Origin of the sequence: Gracilibacillus caseinilyticus, assembly GCF_022919115.1 — a bacterium.
Taxonomy (GTDB): Bacteria; Bacillota; Bacilli; order Bacillales; family Amphibacillaceae; genus Gracilibacillus; species Gracilibacillus caseinilyticus.
In genome coordinates this window covers 2,146,332-2,172,094 of record NZ_CP095072.1, presented here as the reverse complement: position 1 = coordinate 2,172,094, position 25,763 = coordinate 2,146,332, and the positions used below count along the sequence as shown (strand labels likewise).

Here is a 25,763-nt window from a genome sequence, read left to right as displayed (position 1 = left end):
TTTACTTTCCACAAAAATTCCCAAGAGAATCCTTTTCAATAAAATTTTTCTAACGACAGACAAATTGGAAAAACACCTCTCGAAAAAACCATGGCCATCAACTTTCCGGAAGATGTCTATCAAACAAGCAAAAATCACCTTTATTCATTATCTCCAGTTTCCGAATCCCAAAACCTCCTGTAATCGGAGCAAGAAAACCATATAACGCTGAAAATAAATACCACCATGGTTAAAAATAGCCCATGGTAAAAAGGCAAAGTTGTCAACACCTAACGTAGTGGCCATAAAAACCCCAGAAACCGTCTAAGGCATTGAGACCTCTGTAATCGTAATAGAGTCTTCCATATTCCATGATAAGATACCAGGGTGTAAGTTTTTCTTTTTGTATACCTTTCCATAAATACTATTGTAGATTATGACTGGGATGCATAATTAAGGATCCTCTAACCTTTTCACCGGTAATCTTAAGATGAATACAGTTCCCCATATGTACTACTTCTGCAGTGATTTCTATCGTTTCATCTACATATACCGGTTTGAGAAACCGCATCACATATGTTGAAATACTCATTCCTTTTTCAGTAAAAGGGGAAGCAATGCTCATCACAAGACCCATTGTCAGTAATCCATGAGCAATAGGTGCTGGAAACCCTTGACGCACTGCTGCTGACTCGTCCAAATGAATCGGATTATCATCACCGGAAAGGAACGCATACTGCCTCACCCGTTCTTTCGTCATTGTGATCCTGTGAGTAAGTAGGATACACATCGCGCACACTCCTCTCCATGCTCATCATTTACCAAAAGCGTTTCGGTATAAAAAATAGTATTTCTCCTCTGTTTTTTCACTTCCAGCTTCACCTGGCATTGATACGTTTCGCCGACAGAAAGCTCCTTGTTTTTTGTGCCATGATGTTTTCTTAAGATCGGAGGAGACTGGGGTTGCCACGGAATGTCCATATAACGGTAAAAGATCATCGGAAATGTTGGCGGTAATGCAAGCTGCTTGCCAAAAAGCGACTCAAATTCCTCAACCATTTCTTTTGTAATCGACACAGACACTATCTCTGTTTTCATCTTAGGCTTTCCCATAGCACTGAACATCCTATTCCACCACCAGCCGCGATCACAGATAAGCAATACTTTGCCATATATCGTTGCACCTCATAACATAGACGTGTTACCAATATAGCGCCAGATGCACCAAAGGGATGGCCCAGCGCAATGGCACCACCATCCACATTTATTTTTTCGTATGGCATCGAAAGTTCTCTTGAAACTAACACAGCCTTTGCAGCGAATGCTTCATTTAACTCGATTAAATCAATATCATCAGCCGTTAATTTACACGTAGAAAGCAGCTTAGAAATAACAGAAACAGCGCCTGTAATTGGATAGTTCGGATCCACACCGGTTACTGCGCTGTCGACAAATCTTAAGATAGGCCGATATCCCAATTGATGGGCCTTTTCCTCAGACATCACCAGTACCGCTGCAGCGCCATCATTAATACCGCAACAATTCCCCATCGTAACCGTTCCATTCTCCATAAAACAGGGTGACAAGCGGTCAAGCATTCGTTTATAATTCATCCTGGGATTGAGACTTTCGTCTTTTTTAGGAACCCCATCCAAGCTAACGATTTCCTCCTTAAAATAGCCTTCTTTCAGTGAGTGAATCGCTCGTTGATAGCTCAGCAGTGCATAATCATCCTGCATTTTTCTTGTAATCCCGTAATTTCGTGCAGTTTGATCTGCCGCCATCCCCATATCTGGATCTCCAATAGCTTCGGGTGAAAAACGAGCCCGAGTTTTAAATGGTGATTGACTGGCACTTTCCACACCCCCCGCAACAAATATCTCACCTGCACCACCTTGAATCAGATGGCACGCCAGACGGATCGCTTCCAATCCCGAACTACATTGCCGGTCGATTGTTATACCTGTTACAGAAACCAACTGCCCGCTCTCTAACGATGACAGTCTTGCCAGATTTCCACCTGGACCAACTGCATTTCCCAGCAAAATATCATCGACAGGAAGAGGAAGATCTTGAATAAGTGCTCGAATCACAGATGCAGCCAGTTTTTCAGGAGGATATCCTTTCAGAACTCCCTCTTTCTTCCCAATTACTGTTCTTTTTGCATCGACGATAACGGCCCGTTTCATGCCTGTTCTGCCTCCAGCCATTTTCTTAATTCCTTACGCGAAACCTTTCCGCTAGATGTATACGGAAAACGATCGAACTTTCTCCAAATCCGAGGTATTTTGTATGCAGTTAAATGCTCCAGACAATAGGCTTGCAGGGATTTTACAGTCACGTCACCTTTGATACATGCAGCCACTTTTTCTCCCCAGTACTCATCATTCACACCAAATACCACCACTTCCTCGACGCCCTTTATTTTTTTCAATACCTTCTCTATTTCTTGAGGATATATATTCATTCCTCCATAAAGAATCATGTCATTCTGGCGTCCTAGTATATAGATAAAACCGTCTTTGTCCTTTTTGGCAATATCATGAACCGTCGCCCACTCTCCATCAAATACTTTTTCGGTTTCCTCTCCGTTATCAAGATATTTGTCAAAAAGCATCTTACTCTTCACATACAATATCCCTTTTTCATTAGGAGGTACTTCGTTGCCATCTTCCCCACGAATAATGATTTCGACATTATGTACAGCCTTGCCGACTGAATCTCCGTACTCTGCCTGTTCCTGTTCCTTCAATACCGTAATATAGCTGAGCTCAGATGCGCCATAGAATTCATAGATACTGGCATATGGGAACTTTTTCTTTACCATATGTTTGACAGAAGGCAATAACTTAGCACCTGTAGAAAGAAAGGTTACTCGCGATTTCTCTTCCCATCCTCCATTAATTAACGCTTGTATCATGGTCGGTACTGCATACATGATCGAAATCGGATAATGCCTCATTACATCCATCACCCGACCAGTTGAGAATTTTCTCAGGATATAAACCGTCCCGCCTAAATACAATGTGCTTAACGCTCCATATAAAAAGGTTGAATTCACAAAAGAGCCCGGAAGTAAAACATGTTCTTCTCCCGTCATCGAAAGATCAGTCCGATTACACTGAAAAGATTCTACCCATGACCGATGTGATCGTGAAAATGCTTTTGGTTTTCCAGTCGATCCGGAAGTAAAGCCAATATAAAAAGATGGATTATCTGTTTCATCAGGTTGGCATTCATTTTCATGGAACAGCCATTCACTAATTTCTCCTGATAAAATAATCTTCGCCGGTTGATTATGTAAATATTTTCTCATGCTCTCGTCAGCAACGATTATATCAGGTGCGGTTTCATGTAAGCGCTCTTCCATTTCTTCTTGCTTCCAACGCATATCCCCCACAATGCTAGCCCATCCTGCTGTACTCGCTCCGGCAAATACTTGAAGAAACAAGTGCCCGTTTGGAAGAAATATCGCAACCCGCTGATGAACTGATGACTCTTGTGAAAAAGCAGCTGCTGTCTGTAGAACAAGCTTCGCCCATTCCCGATAAAAAATGGTCATACCATCGATAATGATAGCAGGACGGTCTGGATGTTGTTTGGCATGTTGATCGTAAGGATCGGTAATTTTATTCATTCAGACTCTCACCTCTCTATTAACAGGAATCGCAGCATGCAATTTAACAGCAATTAGTGATGCTATCGTCACTTTCAAACAATCACCAGGTAGAAATGCCATGCTGAGGATTGCCGCTTCACCTACAGAAATTTGCATAATCATAGCTTGAATCGGGATACCAATTACGTAAATAACAAGAATACCACCAATAGCATTAGCCAGTAACATTTTGCTGACTGATACAGCTTTCATACGCTGACATACATATCCGATCACATAAGCACCGGCGATCCAACCAACTAAAAAGCCTGCTGACGGTGTAAAAAAGACGCCCACTCCACCACGTCCACCAGATAACAGTGGTACTCCCGCCATCACAAGCAATAGAAACAACATCTGGCTTAAAGCTGCATATTTCGGACCGAAACGGGATCCCAACAGGCTTCCAGCTAGCATCACCCCAAAGGTCTGCATTGTAATCGGTACAGGAGAAAAGGCCAAAGGAATCGGCGGAAGAATCCCTAATACACCCATAATTGCCGCAAACATAGATACATAGATAATATGATTAACTTTCATTGTAAACCAACTTATATAAAAAGTTAACAATAGTGTAGGTTTTTTTTCATATTTTGTAAAGTGATAAACGGTTTTACAGGCATGTGAGATCTTCCGCAATTTTTGAAGTTCTTAGTCAACAGAAATAACCTCCATCGTTGACAAAAAGACTTGTTGGAGGTTGCATTTCTACTATTTATTTAAGTGGAGTTGAGCGCTCCTTCTGCTAAAGATACCGGTTTTGGCTTCTGCTAATTGCTTATGTCTAGACATATTATATACACACTAACCGCCCTCACAGCTTATCACCCCGATTTTTTATCACTTTCTACTATCCTTGCTACCCCTTTAACAACTCTAATATCCTCGTATGTTCCCAATTCTATTTTATTATATAAATCCTCGCTTACATTTATGTGGAACAACTCGTCAGATGTATAAATAACTACCTTATACGATTTTAAAAAACTATCATCTTTTGATTCTTTTTTTATTACCAACCCTTCGTCCATGTATGCATAATCTTCTTCATTAAGTCCTTTACCATACCAAATGAGAATAATAAAAACTATTGTCGTGATAGATATTGCTGTTACATAAGTTAAAAACTTGATAGATCTACGCTTACTTATATGCAATCATTCCTTTCTACTCGACAAATGACATCATTTTTATAATGTAAAACACGCCTATCCAAAAATAGACGTGTTTCCATTCTAAGCAGTTTCTCCCGCTTTCTCTTTCTCATCCCGTTTATCGCCTTCTGATATAATATACGCACAAGCAGCATCACCGGTAATGTTAAGCGACGTACGTAACATATCTAATAATCTATCAACACCGATTATTAATGCTATACCATCTACAGGTAAGCCGACTTGCTTCAGCACCATTGCCAACATAATGAGTCCAACACCAGGAACACCGGCTGTACCGATACTTGCCAGAGTTGCGGTTAAGACAACCATTAACATTTGGCTAATGCCTAGTGGCTCTGCATATACCTGTGCGATAAATACGGTAGCTACCGCCTGCATAATCGCAGTACCATCCATATTAATCGTTGCACCTAATGGCTGAACAAAACTGCTGATTGACTTTTTCACCCCGAGTCTTTCCTGTGCCATTTTCATAGAAATTGGAAGTGTGGCACTTGAACTCGAGGTACTGAAGGCAACAGACATCGCAGGGAAAAACAGTTTATAAAACTTTATCGGACTGGCTTTTCCTAATCCTTTAATAGCTAAACTGTACGTAATAGCCCCATGGATAAACAATGCCAGGATAACTGCAATCATATACATTAACATCGACCCTAATGCATCTAATCCGGCATCTCCAATTGCAGATGCAATTAAAGCAAACGCACCGTAGGGAGCCGTTCTCATTACCGCATTTACTATAAAAATTAAAATCTCATTTGCTTGTTCAAATAATCTAAGTATTCCGCTTGTTTTATCACCAAGTTTTGCTAAAGCAATCCCAATAAACACGGCAAAAGCAATAATTTGCAGCATATTCCCCGTTGACATTGCTTCGATTGGGTTCTCCGGAATAATATTGATAAAGGTATCCATAATAGGTGGCGCAGCTTCTTCTTCATAGCTCGCATTTCCTGTATCAAATGTGCCCGCTTTACCAGGCTCCAGAATTAAGCCAACTCCAAGCCCAATGAATAAAGCTATAGCAGTCGTACATAAGTAAAAGCCAATCGTTCGAATCCCAATTTTCCCGAGCTTAGCAGGATCACCAAGACCAGCCGTTCCCAGAACAATGGATACAAAAACGATCGGTACAACAATCATCATAATTAGATTTAAGAATATTTGTCCAACTGGATTTAATACATAGGTATCAACACCAGAAAAAATGTCACTCGGTAACAACGATAAACCAATACCTGTAATTACACCTAAAACCAGTGCAATCAGTATCTTTTTCGTTAAACTCATATCATTCGTCCTTTCTCGTTGATTATCTTTTCTAATAAAATTTGCTCATCATAAATATCAGACCAGAATCCCTTTTACTACGCACTTTCGATTCTTGCCTGCTGCGTTTTATTCGTGGTTTCTTATAGAAGAGGATCTCTTTTTCTACTGGATCTATTTATGTAGTTTCAAACATGGGGATAGGCAAAACGAAAGAATCCAACAGTCTACCACTTTTTCAATATAAACACTATTGTATAATAAATGAAGAAAGTTTTAAAATATTTTCACAAATATAAAACTATTTACCTAGCGCCAATAAGGTGTATAAAGGAAAGTCCAGACCTGTTATTTTCTTGGCGAAATAAAATAAGTGACAGAAATGGCAATGTCAATTAGTACAACGATTCCCCATACTTGGAGGGTTCCCCACAGTACCTCTGTTTCACTGGATTTTCCAATATAGAAAATCATCAACAACAGCAGTGCGCCCCCTATTATATAAGCCAGCACATGCTGTAAGGAGCCTTTCATACTATGTTTTGCATAATCCATTCCGATTCTGCGTTTTGGTTTCGGACCCTCGCGTTTCACATAATATAAAAAACGTTCATCTGCCCATCGAATCATCGATTTTCCATAAACAATAGATATGGCTAGATAAATGGGCGCAATGCTGTGTGCCCCTGTTATTTCTGCTCCACGATATACATCAATACTCGTTACGACTAGTAAAACAAGATCGACAATTGGAGTCATCGCCAATAAAAAGAGACCCGCTTTTTCCTTGTTTAACATATATCTCGTTATTAATCCTGCGATAATAAAAATCCAAAACCCAATTTCACACGCTACAATTATCCATGCAATAACATGCATATTTGACCACCTTCATTTCTTAATAACACAGCCAAGTTAATTTAAGTATGCGTTTTCAAAAACTTACATATTTTCCTGATGACTATACATTTCATAAGCAAAATAGCCAGACAAATAGCCGATTCCAGTTCCTAAACTGATGGTAAGCAGCAGTGAATACGGCAAATAGATCCCTGCCAGCACACCGATAGCACAGCCAGCAAGCATTCCCATCGGTATCAAGCTATCTACTATCACTTGGGCACGTTTTGTTTTTTTCTTCCCCAGTTCACCTTGGTTATATTTATGTCGAAGCCTATAGAGGACAAATAATACAATCACTGCGTCAATCACGAAAGGGTAATTGCTTGGATAACTCCCATGTTGAATCACTTCTTTCATTTAATTGATCTTCTCCGCTAACTCCAAAATAATCCCTTCCGGACCACGAATGTAGCATAATTTATAAGCGTTTTCATAGTTTTGTATCTCACCAACAAGTTCGGCGCCTTTCTTTTTCAACTTGGCAACAATCGATTCGATATCTTGGACAGCAAATGCAATATGCCGGATACCCAGCGTATTTGAAAAAGATGGCTGCATCCCATTTTCATCTGAAGGCGTATGGAATTTGACGAGTTCCAAGGTTGCCTCACCGTCTGGCATTCCTAACATGACAACCGTCTCTTTAACGTCCGTAAGACCAATAATCCGTTCCACCCACTCCCCTTCCACTTCTGCTTCCCCCAACACTTCCAGTCCAAGTTCAATAAAAAAGTCCTTAGCGGCAGGAAGATCCTGGACGATAACACCAACATGATCGATTCTATGGACTTTCATTTTTCATACCTCCTATATATTCCTATTTTTCATTCATATGTCTCCGATCAGCATTTATTTTCTGTTTAATTATGCCTCTATAATCACGACGTTAAATCGAATATTTTCAGAACCTCTTTTATATTTTAACATAAATAACCATTTTCAAAGAAATATTTTTAAAACATTTGGCTGAATAGTCTTTTTTCCATATTCCGGACATAAAAAAGGTGCTGATCCTTTATCCTCAAAGAAATCAGCCACCTATCAATGGATTACCCATTCCCTTAACTATTATTCGATATTAAATAATCTAAACTCTTGAATAGGAAGAAGTTTAGATTATTTGCCTCTTTGATTCTGATTTTACTAAATGAAATGGAACACATACATTAGGTAATTATATTAAAGGACAGTTCACACAGTAGTTTCCTTTGCCTCTATTTTTATCTAAAAGATAGTACAGACAGCAAGTTTTTCGCTGAGGATTTTCCTTCAACTCCTCACCTATCTTAAGATAACAAGCTAATGGGTTACTCCCTATGCCAAATAGTTCGGCATCAGCTTGTATAAGGAAATGAAAATCTTCATAAATATTAGTAATCACTTGTTCTGACGGATTCTTTTCTAACAGCTTACGATAAACAGAATTAATTCTCACTGCAATATTTTCCCACAGCATTTCCTCCTTAACACCTGTCATTCTCGACAGTGTTAATACCAAAGGTGTAAGATGTTGAGCAAATAATTGTTGCAAATAACTTTCCCGTATTGTATTCCGATTTGTTTTGTTTAACGTAATATATACTACCTCTTCATGCTTCAGGCCCAGCGAACCGTTCTTAGACCATGTCAATGTGGCAGGATGAAGGGACAAAACCGTTTGATGAACAATCATGCTATACATTGTAGATGACACAGTAATCATTGCGTATCTCTTTATAAACATAGAAGCAGCAATTACTAAGTTAGGTGCTCCCCAAATATTACTTTGTTCTTCTAACATGTGTTTGCATTTAGCATCATCGAATAAATCTGTTACGAGTACCCCTTCTTTTGGATTCAGGTGGAGATGGTAGTTTTTTAGATCATTTATTAATTCATTCATAGCAAAACTTCCCTTTTAATTATGATATCTGTTTCGATACAATAAATAGATAAAGAACGGAGCTCCTATTGCAGCAGTGAATACTCCCGCTGGAAGGTCTAACGGGTAAAAAGCCGTCCGTGCAACAAGGTCAGATACTGCTACCATTATAGCACCGATTACAGCTGTTATTGGTACAAGAAGTACAAAGGAATAAGAAATTAACTTCTTTGCGATATGAGGTGCAATTAATCCTACAAACCCGATTCCACCCGCAAAAGCGACAGCCGAACCAGCCAACAAAACACTAAGAATTAATAATGACAATCTAATTAATTGCACACGTACACCCAGGCTGGTTGCTAATTCATCACCTAATTCCAACGTACTAACCGTTCTTGCTAACATAACCGTCATCAAAATACCCAAGACTGCCCAAGGTAAAAGCTGATAGACATCCTTCATAACAGCACCGTAAATACTACCGGTCATCCATATATATGCCTTGGTTGTAACACTTGTATCACTAAAAACAATCATAAATGATACAAGACCTTGCATGGCAGCCGCTATTCCAATGCCAATTAAAACTAAACGATTGGGTGTTACGCCATTTTTCCATGATAATCCATAGATGAGAATCATAACAATGGCAGCGCCTGATATTGCAAATAAAGGTAACCAAATGATAGTTATCGTCCCCATAAATAGGACAAGAAAAACCATTGCACCCACAGAGCCACCAGCAGTCACGCCAATAATGTCCGGAGAAGCCAGCGGGTTACGAATAATCGATTGTAAAATAAGTCCGGCAACAGCTAGACAGCTCCCAACTACTATTGCTAATAGGACTCTAGGTAATCGCAACATATAAATGGTGAAATCGTATTGTCCTTCTGTTTGTCCCGTAAAATAGCGCCATAACTCAAGAGGAGATATCCACTCCGCTCCCATTGATAAACTTAGCATTACTACTCCAAATAAAACAAGCACTAAAACGAGGTATATATAGAGCAATCTTCTTCCGTTTTTGGTTTGTGCTGCGACCATTTTATGATAACCTCCGTCTAGCAATGTAAATAAAAAATGGTGTTCCTATAAACGCTGTCATGACACCAATCGGCACTTCCTGTGGCATAATAATTAATCGTGCTGCTACGTCAGCAAATAATAACAGACATGCTCCTGTAATTCCGCATAAAGGCAGAACCAGGCGATAATCAGGACCAACCAGCCCCCGTACCATATGAGGTACGATTAATCCGAGAAAACCGATAGAGCCACCAATAGCAACAGAACCTCCTGCTAAAAAAACAACAACGATAGCCATACATATCTTAATCCACAACGTCTGTTGCCCTAACCCTTTTGCTACATCTTCACCTGACAACAATATATTCATAGAATGTCCCATTAAAAGTGCTATCACCATCCCTGATACAATAAAAGGAAAAACGGGTAATAACATATCCATACTTCTTCCTGCAACAGAACCAGTCATCCAAAACAGGACTGTCTGAATTCGTTGCTCATCTATTACCAATAGACCTTGTGTAAAGGACATAAATAATGCTGAAATTGCTGCACCAGATAATACTATTTTTAGCGGTGACACCCCTTGAGAACCAGAGCTTCCTAAAACATAGACACATATTGCCGCTACTCCTGCTCCCAAAAAAGCAATCCACATATATTGCGTCAACGATTCCATAGAAAAGAAGGTAATGCCAACTACAATAAAAAAGATAGCTCCAGCATTAATACCGAAAATACTTGGGGATGCCAGTGGATTTCGAGTTAATGCTTGCATCATAGCACCTGCAATCGCAAGACTAGCTCCAATCACACATGCAATCAACGTTCTGGTCAGTCGGGAAGTGACCACAATAATATGTTCCGTGTTATTGGGATCAAACCGCAGAATTGCTTGAAGCGTCGTAGAAATAGATATATTCGTTTGACCGAGTGTTAGACTAGCAAAAAAGGATAGAATGAAAAGGATAACAGCTACAATAAAGGTTAGCACCCTTTTTTTTACTCGAGATTTCGTTTTCATCTGACACACCTCATTGTATTCTAGAGCATAATAGCAAAAATCAACAGGTAGGAAGTTGCTCCTACCTGCTCTTATCATTTCTCTAAGTCGAATCGATCGTAGATATCATCGAGCATTAGGTTAGCCGCGATGATACCCCCTCCCATATTCCAGACCACTTCATCCACACGGTTGACTTGATCTGATTGAACGGCGTCAAGTTCTTCCCATAAAGGATGCGAAGTCCAATCTTGATACGTTTGTTCCACTGCAGGGTCATCATCCATAAACAAGTAAAAGACGTCAGCATTCATTTCTGTAATACTTTCCTTATCTGTTAGCTTAAGCACAGCTTGTGACTTGTCTGTTATATTCGCTGGTCCCTTGAACCCTAATTCATCTAGAATAGAACCTGCAAAACCTGTTACATAAATACGAGCATGATCTGCTCTAAAATTGAGAACAGCTGCATGTAGTGGCCATTCTCCTTTATACTCTGAGGCAACCTTTTCTTGGAAATCCGCTACTCTATTGTCCCAATCTTCTAATAGCTTCGTCGCTTTTTCTTCTTTACCAGTTGCTTTTCCAACTAATTCAAGCGTTTCCTTAAAAGCAAATACAGTTTCGTGTGCAACAGTTGGCGCAATAGCACTTAGTTGATCATATATCTCTTCGTGTCTCATCTTTGAGGCAATAATCACGTCAGGTTCAAGTGCTGCAATCTCTTCTAAATTAGGCTGTGTTTCTTGACCTACATATGTAACTTCTCCTAAATCATCTTTTAGATAATCATACATCGGAGCCTGACGCCATGATTCTACAACACCTACTGGCTTAATCCCTAAAGCAACCGCTGCATCTGTTGCTCCTTGATAAAGCGTAACTACCCGATCCGGCTCTCCATCAATAGCAGTTGTTCCAAGAGCATGATCAATTTCAATCGAACCCGTTGCTTCTGCTTTATCATCATTCTCCTCCTGGTTAGTACTTTCGGACTGACCGCAGGCAGCCAAGAACATGAAAAATAAACATATAATAGAAATAATTACCCCTTTTTTCAATTGAATCTTCCTCCTGTTATGATAATGAGAATCACTTTCATTTGAAAATGTCGTTACTAGTGTACAGTAATATAAACCAGATAGCAATAGCTGATTCTATTTTTTTAGAAAAATGAAGTCTGTTAGATTGCTAGCTTATCTTTTTCTCTTCTATACCAAATACCCCGGATGACACATAGGCGCAAATTAGTTGAAGAACTGTTTCACACATTGCGAATATATGGTGGTATCATGGACGTTCCTTTCTTGCATCAGATAAAAAAACAGACTAATTTATTGAACTTGAATGGTTATTTTTTTTGCAATTGTAAGAGGTATCATGCTTTTAATTCATCCTCCAAAAATAACAAAAAAATGGGATCATCATTTGACCCCATTTTTTCCCTTATTTACTATTTCCTCCAGTACACAATATGTATTATAAGATTTGGACCAGATTAAAGCTTCTGTAACATTGATTAACTTCAGCTATATTGACATATGAAATAACACTTAAAACAAGGAAACATCCTAAGCTAATTTAGGGTAATGCCAACTCCTGCTTTATTTGTTCGGACACGTTTAACAAACTTTCTTCCTCAGGAATGAAGTAATATATATCATGAAGTACTTCGTTCTGACCTTCTATTTCAAATGTCTGCACATCCACATTATCCATAGATGCGTATGCTTTCTGTAATTGAAGAATTTCAGACGGGCTTAAGCTTGTTTTTATATTATTTTCCAAAACATTAGAAAGTTCCGCTATCTTCAAAAAGGTTGTAGTAGATAGCGCTTCATTTATCACAGCTTGAACAAATTGACGCTGTCTTTCTTCACGGGAATAAAGCGTATTTGCCGCATGCTTTCTCATCCTGACAAACGCTAGTGCCTCTTCTCCATTCATTTTCATTATTCCTTTGTCAAAATTGATCATCTTTCCATCATTTTTAAAACTTTTTTGACTAAAAGGTTGTTTTACATCCACGGTTACACCACCAAATGTATCTACCAGCTGGTGAAAGGCATCAAAGTCAAGGGCTACATATTCATCTATTGGGATATCAAGCAATTCTTCTACCTTTTCGATCGTTAATTTATTGGACCCATATTCAAAAATTGAACCGTAGGAATAGGCTGCGTTAATTTTATGAAATCCCGCATATTCTTGAGCTTCCGATTCATAAAATTCTACCCTCGTATCTCGGGGAACCGTGGTTAACGTGGTTTTTTTCGTTGACGGGTTGAGCGTCACAACCATTAACGTGTCTGCACGACCATTCTTCCCTTCAACACCATAGTCCACACCTATGAGCAGAATGGAGATGGGATCCTTGCTAAAGGTTACTTCCTCTTCTCTATATTCTGATTTATTCCCTTGTCGATCTATCTCTTCATATGCACCTTTTGTCGCGGTGTAGACCTGAACAAATATATATGTTCCACAAGATAGAACTAGAAGAAACACAACGAACAGAAACCAAAGTAGTAATTTTCGCTTATATTTATTTGACCTCTTCTTTAATCGATCACTCACTATAAATCTACCTCCTTCGTACATTTGCTTCCTAAGTTTTAAACATTAAAGCTATTGATATATAAAGAAGACGCTATTTTCTGAAGCGTTTTTCTCCCGCGAACGAATGGAGTAACAGTAGCTAACCTATCCCACTTGCAATACCAGTCATTATCCCTCCCTTCGTTAAGAAACAAGAAGAGCACTAAAACCTTGTGCAAGCACCTTAATTGTCCTTTTTCTCTATAGGAATGAAGTAGTTGGTGGTAAACGCAATGTCACCAGCAAGCTTGCGCTGAACACAAAGGAGCCTGTCCAAAAGCTGCGGAACCTGTGAAAACAATGTCATTTATATGTACAGATTATATAGTAGCCTGGATTGCAATAGTAGACAGTATTTGTTTCTAACCAAAAGAATAAAGAAGTGTTGACAAAATGTCAACACTTCTTTATTCTTTAATTACCATCTACAATAATAGTGATGAAAAAAACATGACTTATACATGTAAGGATGTGCATATGTATGCCTGAACTAAATACTCTTTTGGTAAAAAAACAACTTAAAGAAACGAATACAAGTATGCGTGAATTAGCAAAAGAAACAGCTATTAATGTATCTACCATTTCCAGAATCTTAAATGGACAAAGAAAAGCGACGTTGAATCATATTCATGCAATATCGAATTGCTTAAATATACCTATATCTGAGTTATTAACTATGGAGCAAAATAAGGGAGAGAGTATAGCTCAGCAATTCCACAATATTCGAGTCATAATCGAAAATATGGGATTCTCTGTCAAAGAATTTACCTTTACTGCTCTTCAAGATAATCTGCACAAACATCAATTAAAGGGAGCAACAGAAAAAGGAAGGACAACTATTCTAAATGATTTTAAAGCAAAACTTTCCGAATTAAGCAGCCAAGGACCATTGATAGAACAATTAAAATCGATGTTTCAATCATTTAAAGAAAATGCAGGAACAAAGCAAGACATCTTATTAATAGGTGGAGCCTTATTATACTTTATCACTTCAACAGACATGATACCTGACTACTTATTTCCGGTTGGGTTTTTAGATGATGGATTTGTTGTACAGTACGTAGCGCAATCCTTAACACAGAAAGAATGAGACAACGAATGGGCGAAAATAAATCGATAGACTACTTGATTCTTTTCATACTTATCGTCTTTTTCATCATCAGCTTGATAACCGTTTATAGTGGAACTGGTCAATATACAGATGGTCAATCCTTTCACTTCGCACTCAGACAACTCATCTGGTACACCATCAGTTTTGCCTTGATGATAGGTGTCAGCAGATTTGATTACGAATTACTTGAAAATTGGGCTGTATATCTTTATATCTTCGGTATGATGCTACTACTCTATGTTCGTTTTTTTGGTGTATTAAAAAATGGTTCTCAAAGATGGATTGATTTAACATTTATGGAGTTTCAGCCTTCTGAATTGATGAAGGTTTTTTTAGTGATCTATTTAGCTGCGATGCTTAAAAAAAACGGCAAAAAGAATTTGTCATTTAGTAAAAGCATTCCCGTTGTTTTTAAAGCCATGGCTATTTCTATTTTTCCTTTTTATTTTATATTGAAACAACCTGATTTAGGCTCTGCCATTTTGATAGCTATAACCTCTATAGGATTAGTACTTACTTCGACTATCAGTAGCAAAATGATCACCCTTATCTTCACTGTTATAGCTTCAAGTGGCTCCTTTCTCATCTATTTATTCACTTTTCATGAAGATGTTGTTACTAATGTATTTCAAACACATCAATTAGGACGAATTTATAGTTGGCTAAGCCCTTCAGATTACTCGGATAATTTTGGCTATCAAGTTAAAAATGCCATGCTTGGAATTGGTGCGGGTCAACTCAATGGTTCGGGATTTAGTCAAGGAGTTCAAGTGCAAAGTGGCCGTGTACCTGAGGCACATACTGATTTTATCTTTGCCGTAATTGGGGAGGAATTTGGTTTTATGGGCAGCAGTCTCTTAGTTTTATTATTTTTCTTATTAATCTATCGAATAATAACGATAGCATTACGGACAGATAATATATTCGGTACTTATATATGTGTTGGCGTCATCCTATTAATTGGTTTTCAGGTGTTTCAAAACATTGGCATGACTATTGGGTTAATGCCAGTAACAGGTATTGCATTACCTTTCATCAGTTATGGTGGGAGTGCTTTAATGACTAATTTGTTTGCACTTGGTTTAGTACAAAGTATAGATGCTAGATCAAAAAATTATATTTTTTTCACTAATACAGAGTGATGGCGTAGGAGGGGGCTTGCATTGCAATACTTAAAACGAATGGACTTAACCTTATTAATAGCCGTAGTTCTTTTTATTTTTTTTGGTGTAACTATGGTATATAGTGCTAGTTCTCCCTATGCTCTTATACGGTTTGATAACGCAGAGTATTACTTTCACAGACAGTTATATTGGGCTCTGCTCGGTTTATTATTTCTGATCCCAACGATAGTATTACCATACAAGTTATATGGGAAACTTGTTTCTGCTCTCACCATATTAACCATTCTTCTTTTAGTTCTTGTATTGATTCCACAAATAGGGGTGGAACGTAATTATTCAAGCAGATGGTTATCAATCGGGGGTATATTACTTCAACCTGTTGAAATAACAAAATTAACCATCCTCATCTATTTTTCTTATTTCTACAGCAAGAATGAGGAAGAGATAAATAATGTCAAAAAAGGGCTGCTACCACCTTTAATTATATTAGCAATAGTATTCTGTCTGATAATATCTCAGCCTGACTTAGGCTCTGCTACTCTAATTATATTCTCATGTGGTATCATTCTATTCTTCACAGAGATTCGTCTCCGCTATTTAATTTTGTTAATGTGTTTCGCACTTTTAGGTTTTTCCTGTTTTGCTTTAATGGCGCCATACCGCTTGATGCGTATTACATCCTTTCTGGCCCCCTTTGAAGACATGGATGGTGCAGGTTATCAATTAGTCAATTCCTATATATCTATTCACTCAGGAGGCGTTACCGGGTTAGGTCTGGGTCAAAGTGTGCAGAAACATGGATATTTACCTGAAGCTCATACGGATTTTATTATGTCTATCATAGCGGAAGAATTGGGATTTATAGGGGTGCTTCTTGTCCTAGGCTTCTATTTCTTCTTCTTTGTTAAAGGTATTCGTATTGGAATGCGCGCCAAAAATAATTTTGGTAAATTATTAGCAGTAGGCATCACTTTACAAATAGTAACCCAAGCATTCATTAATTTAGGTGCAGTATCAGGTACCTTACCGATAACAGGTATTCCATTACCATTTTTAAGCTATGGAGGTTCTTCCTTGTTAATTAGTATTGTATCTGTTGGCATTCTGCTAAATATTTCTTGTTTTCGGAGGATATAGGTGATCTTAAGTTATATAATAGGCAAACGTATAAAAGAGCAGGTGTTGAAAAGATTTTCCAACACCTGCTCTTTATGTTACTCTAATTCCACTTTCATTGGTTCCATTTTAATCGGCTCTTCATTTTCACTTAATGTTCCAAATGGTACTTCAATGGAATAATTTCTATAATCAAACGTATCTTGATCTTTTAATTCAAAAATGGATTGAAAATGGCGATTGCCATCTTCTTGTAACGTTGCTTGATCACTTCGAATCCTATATTCAAGCATTTTCATCATATTCAATTCTCCCGTTTCATCCCTTTGAACATTGTCAGACTTTATGATCATGATAAAGTCTGCAAAATATTGAATGACATCTTCTCGAATCGAACCGGTATCGACATTCTGTATATGATAATCCAATATTAGCTGATCTCCCTCTTGCTGTATACTATTTACTTTTATCGAATAGTCAAACCTGCTACTCTCTACGGTAAAAGGAGTCGATTGGTCCATTGTCTGTACAATATCTTTATCCGATTTTACGATTTCAGGTTGAACAGTTAAATACGTTGCATCTTCACTGATGCTACTGCTAAACATTTCTTGGTTCTTTTTCACAACAGAATTTGCTTTTATCTCTGTTGTTAATACATTGGGGTGGAATTTAGATAAACGGTTACCTTCATTATCGAACACTGTAATTCTTAATTCATCCTCTTTGCCTGCCAAGGGCAGTGTCGTCTTATAATTTAATATCGTCGTCGCCTTTCCTTTCACAATGGACTCCATTTGAAGTGAATATCCTGAACCTTCAAGCTCAGTCGCAGCTTCCGAATAAATCGTTTCAGAAGGGATTTGCTCAACCGGCACATCAAATTTCCAACGGCCTTTGACACCTGTCATACTAGTGAAGGTTAATGGCAATGTATCGTTTTCAAGTAAATCAGCATCATCATTGTAAAATTCGATCGAGGCGATGTATCCATCTTCTGTTTCTTTTAAGCCTGACATGGAAGCAGACCACTGATTTTGTTCTTTTCCGTCAAAAAGATGAAAGCCATATCCAGCTTCTGGTCCTGCACCTCCAACACGATCCAATGAAAGTTTGTCACCTTTCGCATTAAATGTAATACCAATGACATTACCGTCATAATAAGCACTTGTTATCGTGATATCAACTCCCTTACTTGACGCCTTTTGATTAAGCTGCGTAACTAAATCGCTTTCCAATAACTCTTCTCCGATTTGCATACCAACCTTGTCATAAATAGAGCCTAGCAGAGGAATAGAAGATAGGGCATATGAAATAGGTGCAAAAATGAAACCTGCTGCTAAGAATGCTACTGCCGCAATCGATGCTGCAGCACTAAAAAATTTAACCTTGGATCTTCTTTTTGGTACTTTTTCTTTACGACCTTCCTCCATCCCTTTCTCTATTGCATGATATATTTCGCTCTGTGGAACTTCTATTTCATCTATTTCTCTATGTAAACGCTCTTTGTCCATGATAATTCATCCCTCCAATACTTTTTTTTAATTCCATTTTTGCCCGACGTAAATAGGTTTTGATAGTGTTCGCGGGTTTCCCCATTGTTTCCGCAATCTCATCAATCGTACAGTCGTGGTAGTAAAATAAGATAATGACGGTTTGATAATTTTTGCTTAAACCGGAAATGGCGTTTAACACATCCATTTTGCCTTCCACATCTATACTGCTATCGTCAGAAATATTACGCATAAGTTCCTCATCAAAAACGACTTTCTTTCGCTTTCTTATGACATCATAAGCAGTACGGATCAGTATTTTTGTCAGCCAGGTATTAAAAAACTGCGGTTGCTTTACTTGTTCAATGGATATAAAAGCCTTGTATATAGTTTCCTGGAGTACATCCAAGGCATCCTCTTTATTTCGGACATAAAGAAAAGCAGTTTTATAGAGTTTCTCACTTTCCTTTTTGACTAGCGTTTCAAACGCTTTTTCGTTCCCATTTATAGCTTTTTTCACGATAGATAAATCTTTCAAGTTATACCCCCCTTTCATCCGTTAGAGCAGCCAGCAGATGAAAAAGTTTCAAAAAAAATGAGCTAGAAGAAAAATGTTTTCTTCTAGCTTTGGTTATGTATTGCCATCGACACATCTTGGGATTTTCAAAATAAAATCACCTTAAGTACCCACCATTATTTATATCGAAAGTTGCACCAGTATAATGCTTTGCTTTATCTGACAGTAAAAACACAACCGTATCAGCAATATCTTCAGGCATCACTGGCGTTTTTATCAGCTGGTGACTTATATACTCTTCTTTTCTCCAATCCGGTATTGCCTCCATCATTGAGGTGTTAACCATCGTTGGAGCAACAGCATTTACTCTTATATAGGGGGAAAAATTCATTGCACAGCTTTTAGTCCAACCAATAAATAGCAGCTTTAGATGCACCGTATATGGTATCTGAACTTCCCTCCAGTCCAGAAACTGAAGAAATATTTACTATTACTCCCGCTGACTTATGCTGCATCATTCTCTTGCCGAACAGTTGGGAGAAATAAATACAGCCCTTGATATTAATGTCTAATACTTTATTGATTTCATCTATTTGATAATGGAGTAGATTTTTTGCTAAATAAACTCCAGCATTATTGACCAAACATTCTACATTAATATCCTCTCTCTGAAGATATTCAAAAAATCGTATACCTCTTCATAATTACTTACGTCCAACTGATATGTATGGAAATAACCATCATTATGGATAGACTTTTTCAGATCATAGAGATTATCTTTATTGATATCGCAGGCAATTACTGAAGCACCTTCGGCTAAACATTGCTTGACTATCTCTTTTCCAATGCCAGCACCTGCACCAGTTACTAATACTTTCTTATTTTTAAGCACTAATAAACTCCTCTCAGTGATCGTACAATGTTTATTGAACATTCCAAACTATTACTCTAAATGTAAGATTATCTCATGCAGCTGATTCATAGAATGAATAGTATAATCTGCATCACTACATTTTTCAATTTTAGTGTTTTCATCATCTGTAAATAAAATCGTATGAAGTCCAACTGCTTTAGCGGGAACTATATCCTTTAGATAATCATTACCTATCATCATACATTCCTTGGGTTTAAGATTTATGCTTTGGAGGATTTTATTGAAAAATTCATGGTTTGGTTTCGTGGCCCCTATTCACGAGAGGTAAATAAGTGATTAAAATATTCACCTAAATCTACTCTATTTAACGCTTCTCCCATTAATTCTTTAGTAGATTCCCCAGCATTAGAAGCTACACAGCATATGTAATCCAAGTGCAATGTTCCCAATACTTCTTTGATACCCGGAACTGCTTCAACATTCTCCCATAAAACCATCGGACCTTCAAATTTGGGGAAATCCCACATAAGGGTGTCTCCCCAGTCAACTATAGTGCTTTTATTTGCTGTGTCATGTGTTTTTCACCTTTCCTAAGTATGGATAATTTAATCAAAATAATCGAGTATCTTTATATCTACTTCATCTATGTAGCCAATCTTTTGCTTCAAGTCCCATAATTGTATCTCAGATATCTCATTATTTTTTTGAAAGGCTTGGAGTTTTTCAATAGTAGAAAAATAAACAGGATTATACTTCATTTCGCCACTGATTAAGTTCTTTATTTTTAACAAGCCTTTAAATTCTAATTCCGAAACACACTGACCAGTTTCTTCGTAAAGTTCTCTTATCGCGCAATCTTTCGGTGTCTCATTCTTTTCCCTTCGCCCTGCTGATAATTCCCATTGCTTTCTCAAAGTGTTATAACAAAAAAGATAGTTACCGTCACATTCTATTACTGCATAAGAACCAGCCAATCGATGATAATCATATAGTTCCGACTCTTTTACTACAAGAAAATCAAGAAATTCGAAACCATTATTTTTGGTAATATTCAAGAAGGTGTCCCCCTGTACATGTTCAATTCTCCTTCCACTAAATTAAAGGGAAGCTCCTTTACATTAATCAAATGTATCTACAATCGATACCGCTTCCAAAACTTCATCTAAAGTCTTATCCTTCTTGGAATTCAAACGCAACGCAACACTTTTATCAAAAGGAAGCACTTCAGTTGTTTCATTAGGTACAATCACACAAGGTATTCCAGCACGTATCGAAGCTAATGAACCATTTGGAGAGTCTTCAAACACAACAGCTTCTTTAGCGCTAATGTCAAAATATTCAAGAACTTTTTTGTACAAGTCTGGTTCGGGTTTGACATTCTCGACATCATCAGAGGTACAAATATAGTCAAAATACGGTTTAATCCCTAATATATTTAAATGGTGTTCCACCCAGCTTCTTGTAGAACTTGATGCAATTGCAATTTTCATACCCAGTTGTTTGCCTCGCTCCAAGTACTCCACAACACCTTCTCTTGGGGCTTTACCTTCTAATAATTTTTCATATAAATTACTCCGCTCTTCTTTAGCATCATCTCTACTGATTCCAGGGAGACTCATTAATAACGGTTCGTAGGGATCAAATGCAAGCGAAATGCCAATAGAATTCATCCAATTATCAAGTGGAAATTCAACATTATATTTTTGATATAATTCCTGAAATGCTTTGAGATCAAAAGTCTCCGTATCAAAAACTAAACCGTCAAAATCGAATATTATTGCTTTTAACATTATCTCCTCCCCAAATAAATAAAGTAATCGATCTATAACCTTGGTCACTTTTCGATGTTTTATGGCCACTTCGGCTACTTTTATGGCCACTTTTGCAAAAATACCTATCACCCTTTAGCTTTCAGATAATCCAATACAATATCTACTCTTTCCTCGACTGAATAATCACCTTCTATTTTTAATACAGGGCAAGATAACTCTGCCATCCAATGCTCATGTAACGTTTTACTTCTCACTTCCATTCCAGCACTATCATATAAAGAAGCCCATTCCAGGAATTTTTTCGATTGCTCATATTTGCTTCCTCCAGCTAATATTTCATTTCCATAACGCTGGAATTCCCTTTGTTTTAGTCTTTCAAGCCTTATATCTTGAGGAATCCATAAGAAAAAAACAAGATCAAAACTACTTTTAAAATTATCGCCCCAACCACAAACAGCACCAGAGAGTATCCAGTTTTCGTTTAGTGATAAATCTTTTTCCAACAATCTTCTTCTTTCCGGTACTTCTCTTTGTTCAGTGAATTTGGTTATCCAAAAGTAATCATCCGTATCCAGATGCCTGTGTGGTAAAACCTTGGATAATGCGGCACCTAATGTCGATGTCCCAGCCCCTGAAGCACCTAAAATGTGTATTTTTCTATTCAATAACATTCCTCCTTTGTAAATGACTATTCTTTTTTCCATTATTCAACCTACTATTTTTAGAGTCTTATAATGGAAATGTGATAGACGTTGATGTAAGAAGGTGTCTTCATCAATGGATAATGAAGCATTAAATGAATTGCTGTCTTCTCTTCTTATTTTAACATAATATTCCATTAATATTTTTACCGAATTGCAAAAAATTCTTTTCATATCTTGCTATTCAACTCGACAAATGTTTCTTTTATTTGAATTAGGTGTAAAATTTAGACCAGAGGTGATGAATTGATGATGCTGCAACTCACTGAAGAACGAAAGAAAGCGATAGTGGAAAATGATAAAAGCTATGACGATCAATTTTTCTATGCTGTAAAAACAACCAACATTTTTTGCAGACCTTCTTGTAAATCAAGAGTTCCGAATTTTGATAATGTCACTATTTTTACGCAAGCAGAAGATGCGCTAAAGGCAGGTTATAGGCCCTGTAAACACTGTAAATCAGGAGGAAACAGTCTACCTGATGAGGAATGGATTTCACATGTTGAAATGTATATCAAAGAGAATTATTCCAACCCTTTAACTTTAACATCAATTGCGGAACATTGCCACAGCAGCTCTTATCACCTGCATCGTGTGTTTAAAAAGATAAAAGGCATAACGCCACTAGAATATGTGCAGCAACTGAGAATCGAAAAAGCGGAAAAGTATTTAGTTCAAACTGACCTCCCTATACAGGAAATTGGTAGACTGGTCGGAATCACAAATGCTTCACGCTTTTCAACTGTCTTCAAAGAGAAAAATAGTCAAACACCAAGTCAATTTAGAAAAAGAAGGGGTAATAAATGAAAAATAAACATGCACAAACCATCTATTATGGAACATTAAACCACGGAAATTGGACGATTTATATTGCAGCAACTGACCAAGGATTATGTTTTGTCGGCTCTCCAAATAAAGCGATAAACAAATTACAGATTTGGACAGATAAAAACAGGCCAAATGCAAGACTGATAGAAGATGATGAAAAAGTTAGTAACTATGTACATCAAACGATAGAATATCTGCATGGAAAAAGAAAAACATTTGATATTCCTCTCGATCTGAAAGGTACATCCTTTCAAAAAGCGGTTTGGAAGGAACTACAGAATATTCCTTATGGAGAAGTGGTGTCTTACTCGGATATTGCTGAGAAAATTGGGAGACCGAATGCTGTGCGCGCAGTCGGAACAGCTAATGGAGCAAATCCAGTTATGATGGTAGTGCCTTGTCATAGAGTAATTTCTAAAAGTGGTAGCCTAACTGGATTTCGTGGAGGCTTAGAGATGAAAAAAGCACTGCTTGCAATGGAAGAATCGAACAAGACGAGAGTGTAGACATTCATGAGGTCATGGGAGGAACATAACAATCACATTATAATAAAAACACCTGAAGCATTTAATTTCAAGGTGAATTTGGATTATTTACAGAGGGACCACAATGAATGCATGTTTGAAATCGAAAACGATAGGATTACTCGTGTTATTGAGATTAGTAATGTGCGTACATTAGTACGTATCCGTGCAAATGAAAAGGAAGATCTGGACGTTGAATTTCTAGCCAATACAAAGCCTGCATTATTCGAAGATAAAGAGTCAATCGTGGGTTATATTTGTGAGTGGTTTGATCTCGATAACAACATCATACGCAGGAATGAATTATGCAGTAAAGCTATATAAAGAAGGAAATATGACTGTAAATCAAATTTGTGAAATTACAAATGTATCTAGGGCTTCATTATATAGAAAGCTGTCAGAAGTGAACAATTAGTCACTCCTTATTCCATATAAGACACGATTGTGGAGTATCTCTAATTACGTAGTAGACTTTATACTGCGCAACAAAAATTATTTCCATAATTGTGGAAAATGGGAACAATAATTCTTTATATTCTGGTATGATTTAAGTAAGAAGATATATAACATTGTGAAGTTATTCACTTAAACTAACGAGCAGAAAAGTTGAACAAGGAGATAAAAGATAGAAATGAAGGAGAATTAAAATGACTTATGAATTTAGTGTCATGACACAAAAACAAGCAGAAAATATTGCATTTAACTGGCATTATGAAGGCGAATATTCATTTTATAATATGGAAGCTGATGAAGAAGATTTAACTGAATTTTTAAACCCAGAAGAAAGAGGGAACTCAACATTTTCTGTAACAATAGAAAATGAATTGGTTGCGTTCCTTAGTTTTAGTAAAGTTGCCCACAGAACCTGTGATATTGGTTTAGGAATGAGACCTGATTTAACTGGACAAGGTAATGGGACAGAATTTTTAAGAGCAGGTATTAACTTTATTCAATCTGAGTTTAAACCTGAAAAAATAACATTATCAGTTGCAACTTTTAATCAAAGAGCAATAAAGTTATATAGAAAAGTCGGATTTAAAGATGTAGAGACTTTCATGCAAGATACAAATGGAAGTACATTTGAGTTTCTGAAGATGGAGTATAAATGTTAAAAACTCCTATTAAAGTAACGGGTGGCTATTGCTGAACAGGGGAGTCGCATCTTTCGCTAATGAAGCAGCAATGTTAACAAAGGAGATAAATAATGAAAAAATTTTATGTTGCATCGAGTTTTAAAAATATAGATACAGTTCGTTACGTTAGTACTGAGTTAATAAACAAAGGTTATATTCAAACATATGATTGGACAAAAAATGAAAGAGCTTCAACGATTGACGATTTAAAAGAAATAGGACAAGAAGAAAAGAATGCTGTAATGGAAGCAGATTTTATAATAGTTTTATTACCAGCAGGCAAAGGAAGTCATATTGAATTTGGTATTGCACTTGGACAAGGAAAAAGAATTTATCTCTATTCACAAAATGATGAAGTACATAAATTCGAAACAACAAGTACGTTTTACCACTTATCTGAAGTTGAGAAATGTATTGGAACCATTGATGAGTTGATTGTAACAGTGACAAAATAAGCAAGTATTATTAAGCAACGGGTGGCTAAAACGCAACAAGGATTTTGAGCAACGATAGCTGATCTTTTGTTTTATGTTTAATGGGAGGTTTTAAAAATGACAAATAATGAATCCATATCTGAAGCAAAACAATTAATTGAAAGAATTAAGTTGAAATATCCAGAATTTGTTGATAAAACAGCAAGCGAAAGTGATATAGCGAGATTAGAAAGAAAATTGAATATAAAATTACCAAAATGGTACATTGAACTTTATACAACGGTTCCCTTAATCGGTGCAGAGTTTGGAGTTCAAGAAGATGAGCCAATTGGGGATTATGATGGTGTTTCTTATATGATATGGGGTAGTGTGGACGATATAATAGAAGAAAACACCGAATATGAACCTGGAACATCAGCATTAAAAGACGGATACGTTTTTATAGCCAGTTGCTCCCATGGTAGTGGTGACCCCATATTTATCAAACTGAACTCTGATGAGCCAGGAGTATGTCGTATATATCACGATGATTTTACAAAATCTCAATTAGCAGAAAACGTAGTTTCTTTGTTTAAGAATGCAAAAATTTAACGTAATCTCTGTTCAATTACTACGTTAAACCTGCTAATGAAGATCACTCCTTATTGCGTTA

31 protein-coding genes and 2 pseudogenes are annotated in these 25,763 nt (G+C 37.2%); 10 read left to right on the top strand and 23 right to left on the bottom strand.

Features of this window, described 5'->3' with window-relative positions; genetic code table 11:
* Nucleotides 1-403: 403 nt before the first annotated feature.
* The 15 genes from MUN88_RS10355 to MUN88_RS10285 form a co-directional block, all read right to left on the bottom strand.
* Complete coding sequence (locus tag MUN88_RS10355) at nucleotides 404-739, bottom strand: MaoC family dehydratase (protein WP_244724087.1); 336 nt, start codon at nucleotides 737-739, stop codon at nucleotides 404-406.
* Nucleotides 736-1,092 carry a hypothetical protein gene (locus MUN88_RS10350; RefSeq protein WP_244724084.1) on the bottom strand — a complete coding sequence of 119 codons (357 nt, stop codon included), beginning with the start codon at nucleotides 1,090-1,092 and terminating at the stop codon, nucleotides 736-738. Before MUN88_RS10350 ends, MUN88_RS10355 begins: the two co-directional genes overlap by 4 nt.
* Nucleotides 1,074-2,168, bottom strand: coding sequence for an acetyl-CoA C-acyltransferase (locus tag MUN88_RS10345; RefSeq protein ID WP_244724453.1), 1,095 nt, complete (start codon nucleotides 2,166-2,168; stop codon nucleotides 1,074-1,076). The genes MUN88_RS10350 and MUN88_RS10345 overlap by 19 nt, the downstream gene beginning before the upstream one ends.
* Nucleotides 2,165-3,616, bottom strand: coding sequence for an AMP-binding protein (locus MUN88_RS10340; protein WP_244724081.1), 1,452 nt, complete (start codon nucleotides 3,614-3,616; stop codon nucleotides 2,165-2,167). The genes MUN88_RS10345 and MUN88_RS10340 overlap by 4 nt, the downstream gene beginning before the upstream one ends.
* Nucleotides 3,617-4,177, bottom strand: coding sequence for a biotin transporter BioY (locus tag MUN88_RS10335; protein ID WP_244724078.1), 561 nt, complete (start codon nucleotides 4,175-4,177; stop codon nucleotides 3,617-3,619). It abuts the gene before it with no gap.
* 284 nt (nucleotides 4,178-4,461) lie between these two features.
* The gene (locus MUN88_RS10330; RefSeq protein WP_244724075.1) at nucleotides 4,462-4,794 is read right to left on the bottom strand and encodes a hypothetical protein; all 333 of its coding nucleotides are present in this window, start codon (nucleotides 4,792-4,794) and stop codon (nucleotides 4,462-4,464) included.
* 78 nt (nucleotides 4,795-4,872) lie between these two features.
* Complete coding sequence (locus tag MUN88_RS10325; RefSeq protein WP_244724071.1) at nucleotides 4,873-6,108, bottom strand: dicarboxylate/amino acid:cation symporter; 1,236 nt, start codon at nucleotides 6,106-6,108, stop codon at nucleotides 4,873-4,875.
* A 327-nt stretch (nucleotides 6,109-6,435) separates the two neighbouring features.
* Complete coding sequence (locus MUN88_RS10320; RefSeq protein ID WP_244724068.1) at nucleotides 6,436-6,966, bottom strand: hypothetical protein; 531 nt, start codon at nucleotides 6,964-6,966, stop codon at nucleotides 6,436-6,438.
* A 63-nt stretch (nucleotides 6,967-7,029) separates the two neighbouring features.
* The gene (locus MUN88_RS10315; protein ID WP_244724066.1) at nucleotides 7,030-7,347 is read right to left on the bottom strand and encodes a hypothetical protein; all 318 of its coding nucleotides are present in this window, start codon (nucleotides 7,345-7,347) and stop codon (nucleotides 7,030-7,032) included.
* Nucleotides 7,348-7,785, bottom strand: a complete 438-nt coding sequence (locus MUN88_RS10310) for a VOC family protein (RefSeq protein WP_244724063.1) — start codon at nucleotides 7,783-7,785, stop codon at nucleotides 7,348-7,350.
* 379 nt (nucleotides 7,786-8,164) lie between these two features.
* Complete coding sequence (locus MUN88_RS10305; RefSeq protein WP_244724060.1) at nucleotides 8,165-8,872, bottom strand: IucA/IucC family C-terminal-domain containing protein; 708 nt, start codon at nucleotides 8,870-8,872, stop codon at nucleotides 8,165-8,167.
* 15 nt (nucleotides 8,873-8,887) lie between these two features.
* Complete coding sequence (locus tag MUN88_RS10300; RefSeq protein WP_244724058.1) at nucleotides 8,888-9,901, bottom strand: FecCD family ABC transporter permease; 1,014 nt, start codon at nucleotides 9,899-9,901, stop codon at nucleotides 8,888-8,890.
* A 1-nt stretch (nucleotide 9,902) separates the two neighbouring features.
* Nucleotides 9,903-10,907 carry a FecCD family ABC transporter permease gene (locus MUN88_RS10295; protein ID WP_244724056.1) on the bottom strand — a complete coding sequence of 335 codons (1,005 nt, stop codon included), beginning with the start codon at nucleotides 10,905-10,907 and terminating at the stop codon, nucleotides 9,903-9,905.
* A 74-nt stretch (nucleotides 10,908-10,981) separates the two neighbouring features.
* On the bottom strand, nucleotides 10,982-11,905 hold the full coding sequence (locus MUN88_RS10290) for an ABC transporter substrate-binding protein (protein WP_305852504.1): 924 nt from the start codon (nucleotides 11,903-11,905) through the stop codon (nucleotides 10,982-10,984).
* A 562-nt stretch (nucleotides 11,906-12,467) separates the two neighbouring features.
* On the bottom strand, nucleotides 12,468-13,463 hold the full coding sequence (locus MUN88_RS10285) for an LCP family protein (RefSeq protein ID WP_244724052.1): 996 nt from the start codon (nucleotides 13,461-13,463) through the stop codon (nucleotides 12,468-12,470).
* A gap of 502 nt (nucleotides 13,464-13,965) precedes the next feature.
* Between MUN88_RS10285 and MUN88_RS10280 the strand changes: the two genes are divergently transcribed.
* From MUN88_RS10280 to ftsW, 3 genes are read left to right on the top strand one after another with little or no spacing between them, the layout of a single operon-like run.
* Nucleotides 13,966-14,574, top strand: coding sequence for a helix-turn-helix domain-containing protein (locus MUN88_RS10280; protein WP_244724050.1), 609 nt, complete (start codon nucleotides 13,966-13,968; stop codon nucleotides 14,572-14,574).
* Between the two features lie 8 nt (nucleotides 14,575-14,582).
* A complete protein-coding gene (rodA, locus tag MUN88_RS10275) occupies nucleotides 14,583-15,737 on the top strand; it encodes a rod shape-determining protein RodA (protein WP_244724047.1) in 1,155 nt (384 codons plus the stop codon).
* A 21-nt stretch (nucleotides 15,738-15,758) separates the two neighbouring features.
* Entirely contained in the window at nucleotides 15,759-16,856 is a 1,098-nt protein-coding gene (gene ftsW / locus MUN88_RS10270; protein WP_244724044.1) for a putative lipid II flippase FtsW, read from the top strand.
* A gap of 77 nt (nucleotides 16,857-16,933) precedes the next feature.
* On the opposite strand, the gene MUN88_RS10265 is transcribed toward ftsW, so the two are convergent.
* The 8 genes and pseudogenes from MUN88_RS10265 to MUN88_RS10235 form a co-directional block, all read right to left on the bottom strand.
* Nucleotides 16,934-18,349, bottom strand: coding sequence for a DUF4179 domain-containing protein (locus tag MUN88_RS10265; RefSeq protein ID WP_244724041.1), 1,416 nt, complete (start codon nucleotides 18,347-18,349; stop codon nucleotides 16,934-16,936).
* Nucleotides 18,327-18,866, bottom strand: a complete 540-nt coding sequence (locus tag MUN88_RS10260; RefSeq protein ID WP_244724038.1) for a sigma-70 family RNA polymerase sigma factor — start codon at nucleotides 18,864-18,866, stop codon at nucleotides 18,327-18,329. Before MUN88_RS10260 ends, MUN88_RS10265 begins: the two co-directional genes overlap by 23 nt.
* Nucleotides 18,867-19,002: 136 nt before the next feature.
* A pseudogene (locus MUN88_RS10255) lies at nucleotides 19,003-19,737 on the bottom strand (SDR family NAD(P)-dependent oxidoreductase).
* A gap of 51 nt (nucleotides 19,738-19,788) precedes the next feature.
* Entirely contained in the window at nucleotides 19,789-19,983 is a 195-nt protein-coding gene (locus MUN88_RS21875) for an HAD family hydrolase (RefSeq protein ID WP_369809988.1), read from the bottom strand.
* Between the two features lie 47 nt (nucleotides 19,984-20,030).
* Nucleotides 20,031-20,246: an HAD family hydrolase gene (locus MUN88_RS10250; RefSeq protein ID WP_244724035.1), complete on the bottom strand. Its 216-nt coding sequence runs from the start codon at nucleotides 20,244-20,246 to the stop codon at nucleotides 20,031-20,033.
* A 78-nt stretch (nucleotides 20,247-20,324) separates the two neighbouring features.
* Nucleotides 20,325-20,774, bottom strand: coding sequence for an NUDIX domain-containing protein (locus MUN88_RS10245; RefSeq protein ID WP_244724033.1), 450 nt, complete (start codon nucleotides 20,772-20,774; stop codon nucleotides 20,325-20,327).
* Nucleotides 20,775-20,837: 63 nt separating this feature from the next.
* Nucleotides 20,838-21,509: an HAD-IA family hydrolase gene (locus MUN88_RS10240; RefSeq protein ID WP_244724031.1), complete on the bottom strand. Its 672-nt coding sequence runs from the start codon at nucleotides 21,507-21,509 to the stop codon at nucleotides 20,838-20,840.
* Nucleotides 21,510-21,616: 107 nt separating this feature from the next.
* Complete coding sequence (locus tag MUN88_RS10235; RefSeq protein ID WP_244724451.1) at nucleotides 21,617-22,156, bottom strand: ATP-binding protein; 540 nt, start codon at nucleotides 22,154-22,156, stop codon at nucleotides 21,617-21,619.
* 285 nt (nucleotides 22,157-22,441) lie between these two features.
* Here MUN88_RS10235 and MUN88_RS10230 point away from each other — a divergent pair, with 285 nt between their 5' ends.
* From MUN88_RS10230 to MUN88_RS10200, 7 genes and pseudogenes are all read left to right on the top strand, one after another.
* Nucleotides 22,442-22,999, top strand: a complete 558-nt coding sequence (locus MUN88_RS10230; protein WP_244724448.1) for a bifunctional transcriptional activator/DNA repair enzyme AdaA — start codon at nucleotides 22,442-22,444, stop codon at nucleotides 22,997-22,999.
* The gene (locus MUN88_RS10225) at nucleotides 22,996-23,526 is read left to right on the top strand and encodes a methylated-DNA--[protein]-cysteine S-methyltransferase (protein ID WP_244724029.1); all 531 of its coding nucleotides are present in this window, start codon (nucleotides 22,996-22,998) and stop codon (nucleotides 23,524-23,526) included. Before MUN88_RS10230 ends, MUN88_RS10225 begins: the two co-directional genes overlap by 4 nt.
* 6 nt (nucleotides 23,527-23,532) lie before the next feature.
* The gene (locus MUN88_RS10220; RefSeq protein WP_244724710.1) at nucleotides 23,533-23,868 is read left to right on the top strand and encodes a hypothetical protein; all 336 of its coding nucleotides are present in this window, start codon (nucleotides 23,533-23,535) and stop codon (nucleotides 23,866-23,868) included.
* Nucleotides 23,831-23,959, top strand: a pseudogene (locus MUN88_RS10215) (helix-turn-helix domain-containing protein); the annotation flags it as partial. The gene MUN88_RS10220 and the pseudogene MUN88_RS10215, both read left to right, overlap by 38 nt.
* A 232-nt stretch (nucleotides 23,960-24,191) precedes the next feature.
* Nucleotides 24,192-24,656: a GNAT family N-acetyltransferase gene (locus tag MUN88_RS10210; RefSeq protein ID WP_244724027.1), complete on the top strand. Its 465-nt coding sequence runs from the start codon at nucleotides 24,192-24,194 to the stop codon at nucleotides 24,654-24,656.
* Nucleotides 24,657-24,748: 92 nt separating this feature from the next.
* Complete coding sequence (locus tag MUN88_RS10205; protein WP_244724024.1) at nucleotides 24,749-25,132, top strand: group-specific protein; 384 nt, start codon at nucleotides 24,749-24,751, stop codon at nucleotides 25,130-25,132.
* 96 nt (nucleotides 25,133-25,228) lie between these two features.
* Nucleotides 25,229-25,702, top strand: a complete 474-nt coding sequence (locus tag MUN88_RS10200) for an SMI1/KNR4 family protein (RefSeq protein ID WP_244724020.1) — start codon at nucleotides 25,229-25,231, stop codon at nucleotides 25,700-25,702.
* The last annotated feature ends 61 nt before the right edge of the window (nucleotides 25,703-25,763 follow it).